This window comes from Brevundimonas sp. (assembly GCF_030656255.1).
Taxonomy (GTDB): Bacteria; Pseudomonadota; Alphaproteobacteria; order Caulobacterales; family Caulobacteraceae; genus Brevundimonas.
This window is the reverse complement of sequence record NZ_JAUSOE010000060.1, coordinates 22,350-28,881: the sequence shown is the minus strand read 5'-3', so window position 1 is coordinate 28,881 and position 6,532 is coordinate 22,350. Positions and strand designations below refer to the sequence as shown.

7 protein-coding genes are annotated in these 6,532 nt (G+C 68.0%); 3 read left to right on the top strand and 4 right to left on the bottom strand.

All coding sequences use genetic code 11. The features are described from left to right. Together Q7J26_RS06785 and Q7J26_RS06780 are read left to right on the top strand one after the other, a co-directional pair. On the top strand, positions 1-132 hold a 132-nt coding region (locus tag Q7J26_RS06785), incomplete at its 5' end, for a 16S rRNA (uracil(1498)-N(3))-methyltransferase (protein WP_370651918.1). Between the two features lie 226 nt (positions 133-358). Next, positions 359-1,720: a glutamate--cysteine ligase gene (locus Q7J26_RS06780; protein WP_304935730.1), complete on the top strand. Its 1,362-nt coding sequence runs from the start codon at positions 359-361 to the stop codon at positions 1,718-1,720. A gap of 2 nt (positions 1,721-1,722) precedes the next feature. Here Q7J26_RS06780 and Q7J26_RS06775 read toward each other — a convergent pair whose 3' ends face one another. After that, positions 1,723-2,466, bottom strand: a complete 744-nt coding sequence (locus Q7J26_RS06775) for a hypothetical protein (protein ID WP_304935729.1) — start codon at positions 2,464-2,466, stop codon at positions 1,723-1,725. 115 nt (positions 2,467-2,581) lie between these two features. Here Q7J26_RS06775 and Q7J26_RS06770 point away from each other — a divergent pair, with 115 nt between their 5' ends. Further along, entirely contained in the window at positions 2,582-4,153 is a 1,572-nt protein-coding gene (locus Q7J26_RS06770; RefSeq protein WP_304935728.1) for an ATP-binding protein, read from the top strand. Between the two features lie 53 nt (positions 4,154-4,206). Here the strand turns inward: Q7J26_RS06770 and Q7J26_RS06765 are convergent, their stop codons facing one another. From Q7J26_RS06765 to Q7J26_RS06755, 3 genes are all read right to left on the bottom strand, one after another. Further along, complete coding sequence (locus Q7J26_RS06765) at positions 4,207-5,613, bottom strand: response regulator (RefSeq protein ID WP_304935727.1); 1,407 nt, start codon at positions 5,611-5,613, stop codon at positions 4,207-4,209. Positions 5,614-5,736: 123 nt separating this feature from the next. Continuing rightward, on the bottom strand, positions 5,737-6,282 hold the full coding sequence (locus Q7J26_RS06760) for a hypothetical protein (RefSeq protein ID WP_304935726.1): 546 nt from the start codon (positions 6,280-6,282) through the stop codon (positions 5,737-5,739). Then, on the bottom strand, positions 6,279-6,509 hold the full coding sequence (locus tag Q7J26_RS06755) for a hypothetical protein (protein ID WP_304935725.1): 231 nt from the start codon (positions 6,507-6,509) through the stop codon (positions 6,279-6,281). The genes Q7J26_RS06760 and Q7J26_RS06755 overlap by 4 nt, the downstream gene beginning before the upstream one ends. Positions 6,510-6,532 lie beyond the last annotated feature (23 nt).

Genomic DNA, 6,532 nt, shown 5'->3' with positions numbered 1-6,532 from the left:
GAAGGCGAACGCCTACGGTCCCTGCCCTTCACCACCGCCGTTTCTCTGGGCCCGCGCATCCTGCGCGCCGACACCGCCGCCATCGCCGCCATGACGCTGTGGCAGGCGGCGGTGGGCGATTGGGAGCGCTGATTTTTGAAGCGCTCATCCCCGCGAAAGCGGGGACCCAATCCTTTCGCATTTCCGGCGCCTTGGATCGCTTTCGGTCGCTGATTTTTCAGATCTATCGCCCAAAGACCTGGGTCCCCGCTTTCGCGGGGATGAGCGGAATTTGATCCCCCCCTTGAGCCCGGCCCCAACCTCGCCCATCTAGCCGCGACACACGGTCGCTCGCGATGCGCCCGAGGGGATCTGACGCATGACTGCAAACGCGCCGCTGAGCCGGGACGTCCTGATCGAGGCCATGTCCAAGGGCGCCAAGCCCAAGGACCAGTGGCGGATCGGCGCCGAGCACGAGAAGTTCGGCTTCGACAAGATCAGCCTGGCCCGCCCGGCCTATGACGGCCCGAACGGCATCCACGCCATGCTGGAGGGCCTGCAAAGGTTCGGCTGGTCGCGGGTCGAGGAAAACGGCGTCCTGATCGGGCTGGAGCGCAAGAACGACGAAGGCTTCATCGCCTCGGTCAGCCTGGAGCCCGGCGGCCAGTTCGAACTGTCCGGCGCCCCGCTGAAGACCATCCACGACATCTGCAATGAGACCGGCCAGCATCTGATGGAGGTCAAACAGGTGGCCGACCAGCTGGGCGTCGGCTTCCTGGGCGCCGGCTTCGACCCGCTGTGGACGCGCGAACAGGTGCCGGTCATGCCCAAGGGCCGATACGACATCATGCGCGCCTATATGCCCAAGGTCGGGACCCTGGGCCTGGACATGATGCTGCGCACCTGCACCATCCAGGCCAATCTGGACTTCGACTCCGAAGCCGACATGGTGGCCAAGTTCCGCACATCGCTGGCGCTGCAGCCGATCGCCACCGCCCTGTTCGCCTGTTCGCCCTTCACCGAGGGACGGCCCAACGGATTCCTGTCGGCCCGGGCCAATGTCTGGACCGACACAGACGCCGACCGCACCGGCATGCTGGGCTTTGTGTTCGAGGATGGGTTCGGCTTTGAGCGCTATGCCGACTATGCGCTGGACACGCCGATGTATTTCGCCAAGCGCGACGGCAAATACGTCGACGCCTCGGGCCAGTCGTTCCGTGATTTCCAGGCCGGCAAACTGCCCGCCCTGCCCGGGGAATATCCGACCCTCAAGGACTGGAACGACCATCTGACCACCCTCTTCCCCGAGGTGCGGCTGAAGGCCTATCTGGAGATGCGCGGCGCTGACGGCGGTCCGTGGAGCCGGATTTGCGCCCTGCCCGCCCTGTGGGCCGGCGTCCTGTACGACGCCCCCTCGCTGGCCGCCGCCTGGGACCTGGTCAAGGACTGGGATATCGCCGACCACGAACGCCTGCGCCGCGACGTGACGCGCCTGGGCCTGAAGGCCGAGGTGGCGGGCCGGTCGGTGCGCGACATCGCCGTGGACCTGGTCAATATCGCCAAACAGGGCCTGAAGAACCGGGCGCGCTTCTCGGGAGGCATGGTCGACGAGCGCGGCTATCTGTCGGAACTGGAAGACATCGCCGACAGCGGCGTCACCCCGGCCGAACGCCTGCTGGACCTGTATCACGGCGCCTGGCAGGGCGATGTGAAGCGCATCTACGCCGACTTCGCCTACTGACCCTACGGGACCGTATAGTCCGAACAGTCCGGCAGCGGCCGGTCCGGCTGATAGACGCCCGCCGCCGCATCGAACACGAAGCGCCGCTGGTAGCTGCAGTTCGGATCCCGTTCCGCGAACAGATCGGCCTTGGTCAGGGGCGCCTTCTCCAGCGAGTCCGCGGACCGCGAGACCCCGCGCGGAAAGGCGGTGGCGACGGTCTCATAGTCCAGCATGGGCAGGGCGTCCGACCCGCCCGCCGTCTTCAGCGTGGCGTCGAAACCGTACTCGTCGTGACAGGCGCCGGCGCGCTGTTTCATGTCCGCCTCGCTGAAACAGGCGCGGATCATCAGCGCCCCCCGGATCGGGACGGTCAGGACCGGCGCGGCGCCCGGCTCCCCGGCCGCGGTCAGGCGATAGAGCCTCAGTTCCGACGCCTGACCCCCGCCGCCGGAATACATGCTGCGGGCGCCCGCCTCGACCCCGGCCAGGAAGCCGCCGTCCGCCAGCCGCACCAGGCCGGTCCACGGCTGATAGGTCTCGACCTCGCCGGCCTCGATTTCGCCCCCCGCCGCTTCGCCTGCCGCCCGCACGACCGGCGTGACGACGACCTCGCCCTCGCGCATTTCCTGGACCAGGCTGACGCACCAGGCGCCGTCGGCGGTGCAGGTCCGGTCGTCGGCCAGGTTCAGATTTTCAATGCGATCTGTAACCGAGACCGCAGGGGCGGTCTGGAGGGCGGCGGCGACAAGCAGTGTGGCGATCATGGCTTCACCCTAGCAGACGCGACATATGAGCCCCGCTGAAACATCCTCGCGCTCGCAAAGGCGGCCTTAACCGATCTCGCGTTATGCTTGAATCACTTCGCGAGGAATTGCCGCAATGATCCGTTCGCCCGCCGAGGCGCTGCGCCCACACCCCACCGAGGTTGATCTGGACACCTTCTTCGACGTGTCGCTGGATCTTCTCGTGGTGCGTGAGCTTGACGGACCTGTGGTCAAGGCCAGCGCCTCCTGGTTTTCGGTCCTGGGCTATAGGCCCGATGAACTGGTCGGCCAGACTCTGCCCCGCCTCGTGCATCCCGACGATCTGCCCGCCACACAGACGTCCATCCTGGAGGTCACGAACCGCCGCCCCGGCGACCCGGTTCTGGGTCAGGTCAATCGCTATCGGCACAAGGCCGGCCACTACGTCACCCTGGAATGGCGCGCCCAGCGGTTCGGCGACCGCATATACGCGGTCGCGCGCGATGTGACGGCCAAGGTGGCGGCCGAACAGGCCCTGATGGAGGCCAAGGCCGCCGCCGAGGCCGCCAGCCGCGCCAAGTCCGACTTCCTGGCCAATATGAGCCACGAGGTCCGCACGCCCCTGAACGGCGTGATCGGCATCGTCGACGCCCTGTCGCGCACCCCCCTGGATCCGACCCAGACCGAGATGGTCAATCTGATCCGCGCATCCGGCGTCACCCTGGAACGGCTGGTGTCCGACATCCTCGACGTCTCCAAGATCGAGGCGGGCGAACTGACCCTGGAAACCCGCCCCTTCGACCTGGACGAGGCCCTGGACGCGCCGCTGGAGGTGATGCGTGTCCGCGCCGACGAAAAGGGTCTGAGGTTCGACGTCATCCGCGACGACGAGGCGCGCGGCGTCTTCGTCGGCGACAGCACCCGCATCCGTCAGGTGGTCGGCAACCTCCTGTCCAACGCGGTGAAATTCACCCACCAGGGCGGCGTCACCATCCGGATCGCCCTGGACGAAGACCACGACGGCCTGTGCCAGCTGGTTCTGGACATCCAGGACACAGGCGTCGGCTTCGACGCCGAACACGCCCCCCGCCTGTTCGACCGTTTCAGCCAGGCCGACGCCACCATCACCCGGCGCTTCGGCGGCACGGGCCTGGGCCTGTCGATCTGCCGCGCCCTGGTGGAGATGATGGGGGGGCGGATCAATGCGGAATCGACGCCCGGCCTGGGCAGCCGCTTCAGGGTCGAAATCCCCGTGGCCCGCAGCACCTCCCTGTCCGACTATGTCGCCGGCGAACGCGCCAGAGCGGCCGAGGTCGCGGCGCCGATGCACACCATCCGGGTTCTGCTGGCGGAAGATCATCCGACCAACCAGCGCGTGGTTCAGTTGATCCTGGCTGGACACCCTGTCGAACTGATCACGGTCGAGGACGGCGCCCAGGCCGTCGCCGCCTTCCAGGCCGGCAGCTTCGACGTGATCCTGATGGACATGCAGATGCCGGTGATGGACGGGCTGACGGCGACCCGCACGATCCGAGAGCTTGAGGCCGCCCGCGCCGCCAACATCCACACGCCGATCATCATGCTGAGCGCCAACGCCATGGCCCAGCACCGCGAGCAGGCGATCCAGGCCGGCGCCGACATCCATGTGCCCAAGCCCATCACCGCCGCCAGTCTGCTGGCGGGAATCCAGTCCGTCCTGCCGGCCTGACGACCGCCTGAAAGAAGGGCGGGCCTCAAATCACGCGTATCAGGGCGCGCGTCTCAGGCGACGGCGGCGATCAGCGGCGGCCCGTTCCGGCGCCAGTCGCTGCTGGTCCAGCTCAGGACCATGTGGGTCAGCTCGATGATGTTGATCGGCTTGGCCATGCAATCGTCCATGCCGGCCGCGAAATATTCAGCCTTCTGTTCCGCCAGGGTGTTGGCGGTCAGGGCGACGATGGGGGTGGCGCCGCGATGGCCCGGCAGGGCGCGGATGGCGCGGGTGGCGGCGACCCCGTCCATGACCGGCATCTGGATATCCATCAGGATCAGGTCCCAGTCGCCGGTGCGGGCGGCTTCCAGCCCCTGGGCGCCGTCCTCGGCCGTGGCGCAGGCGATGCCCTGGGCCTCCAGCACCGCGACCACCAGGGCCCGGTTGCAGTCGTGATCATCGACATAAAGGACCCTGGGCGTCAGGCCCGACCTTTCCGCCTCGGGAGCCTCGGAAGTCGCCGCCTCGACGACGGCGAGACCCGTCGATGAGCGCGCGGCCTCGTCTTCCGGGACGTCTCCGACCGACTGGTCGATCATCTCGTTGACCACCGCCAGCAGGCGTTGGCCGGCGCTGTTGATCCGCCCGACATGGTCGGCCTGTTCGACATTCAGGCTGGACGTCGCCAGCAGGTCCGAGAAGCCGATCACCGTGTTCAGCGGCGTGCGCAGCTCGTGCGACATTTCGGTCAGGAAGGCCTGGCGCGCCTCGGCCATTGCGGTTTTCTGCTCGGCCAGAACGCGGGCGTTCTGGGCTTCGATCCGCGCCGTCACGTCGCGCTCGTCCAGCAGCACGCTGACCTGGCCGGTCGCCGGATCCGTGACCGGCCGCACGTCGAGCTGATGCCAGCGCAGCCCCTCGCGCGTGACCACCTGACAGATGTCGGCGACGGCGTTTCCGGCCAGGGCTGCGGCCAGCAGCGGCGCGGCGCGGTCGGGCTCGGCGAACCGCGCCTCGAACCCGTTCGTCGCCGTGCCATAGGCGGCGTATGCGGCCGGGTTGGAGAAGATCGGCCGCCCCTCGGGGTCAAACAGGCTGATCAGGGTCGAGGTATGGCGCAGGGCCTCGGTCGCGCGGTTCTCGTCGCCGTCGGCCGCAATGGGCGAGGCCTCGATCAGCAGCACGGGCGTGCCGTCTTCCAGAAGATAGGTCGAGATCACCGTCGCCACCGTCACCGGATGGCCGTTGGGATAGAAGGTCCACTCGTCACAGACGACCGACCCGTCGGCGGTCTCGCGCGCCAGTCGTTCGACGCGCGCCACGGCGGCCGGCGACAGCTGGCCGAAGTCGCGGGCCAGCAGGGCCTCCAGACTGTCCGCCTCCCATAGCTCCAGCGCCGCCGGATTGGCGTAGACGCCGCGCCGGCTGACCGGATCGAACAACCATATCGGGCGACGCAGGGCGTCCCATTCGTGCATAGCTGCGGCGCCCTTTCTGGACGACGGTTATTGTAGGACGATCACTGACGGTACGCTGTTAAGAACCGGCTAAGTCGGGCCTGCGGAAAACCCGTATGCGCCGCGCGTCCCAAGCCCGTCAGATCAGGCCACGGCGTAGCGCGCCACCACCCCGTCCGGCTGGAAATCATGCTCCGCCAGCTTGTCCAGCGACCGCAGCACCCGCCCCACGAAAGCGGCCGGATCGCCCGCCTCCACCGCCGGCCGCAGCCAGTCGGTGACGACAGCGCGGGCCGGATAGGTCCCGACCGGACCGGGAATGCTCAGCGCCACCTCGATCCCCTCGGCGATCCAGCCGGAGACCGTGGCGAAGAAGTCGGCCGACGCCAGAAACTCGGACGGCCGCAGCACATACAGGGTGATGATCCCGTCTTCGATCCCGTCGGGCCGCACGATCACCCCGCTGTGGTCGGGCCGCCAATCGTCCGACAGCTCGACCACCCGCCACAGGCAGAACCAGATCCGGCAGGTCTGGGGCCGGATCGCGTGGACGGAACAGCCGGCGGCCTCGACGCAATAGGCGCACAGTTCGCCGGTCGGCTTGGCCAGTTCGGGCAGGTCCAGCGGAATGGCGCGGCAGCATTCGACGCAAGCCCCGCAGGTCCGGTCGGGCAGCAGCGGCAGGCTCACCCGCCCGCCCGCTCCAGCTGGGCGATGCGGCGATCCATGTCGGCGACCACGGCCTCCAGCCGCGTCTTCTCCGACGCCATGTCCACCGGCGTCCCGTCCTCATAGGAAATGGTCGCGCCCTGGGCGATCAGATCCAGACGATAGATGGCCGTCACCCGCTGCGCCTTGAAGCGTTCCAGGGCGGCCTGGGCGGCGGGATCGGGGGCCGAATTCGGGGTCTTGCTCATGGCCGTGGCTCTAGCCCATCGCG

Excerpts from the sequence above, each read along its gene's own strand:
- Q7J26_RS06780 (WP_304935730.1), top strand. The coding sequence starts at position 359 with ATGACTGCAAACGCGCCGCTGAGCCGGGACGTCCTGATCGAGGCCATG.
- Q7J26_RS06775 (WP_304935729.1), bottom strand. The coding sequence starts at position 2,466 with ATGATCGCCACACTGCTTGTCGCCGCCGCCCTCCAGACCGCCCCTGCG.
- Q7J26_RS06770 (WP_304935728.1), top strand. The coding sequence starts at position 2,582 with ATGATCCGTTCGCCCGCCGAGGCGCTGCGCCCACACCCCACCGAGGTT.
- Q7J26_RS06765 (WP_304935727.1), bottom strand. The coding sequence starts at position 5,613 with ATGCACGAATGGGACGCCCTGCGTCGCCCGATATGGTTGTTCGATCCG.
- Q7J26_RS06755 (WP_304935725.1), bottom strand. The coding sequence starts at position 6,509 with ATGAGCAAGACCCCGAATTCGGCCCCCGATCCCGCCGCCCAGGCCGCC.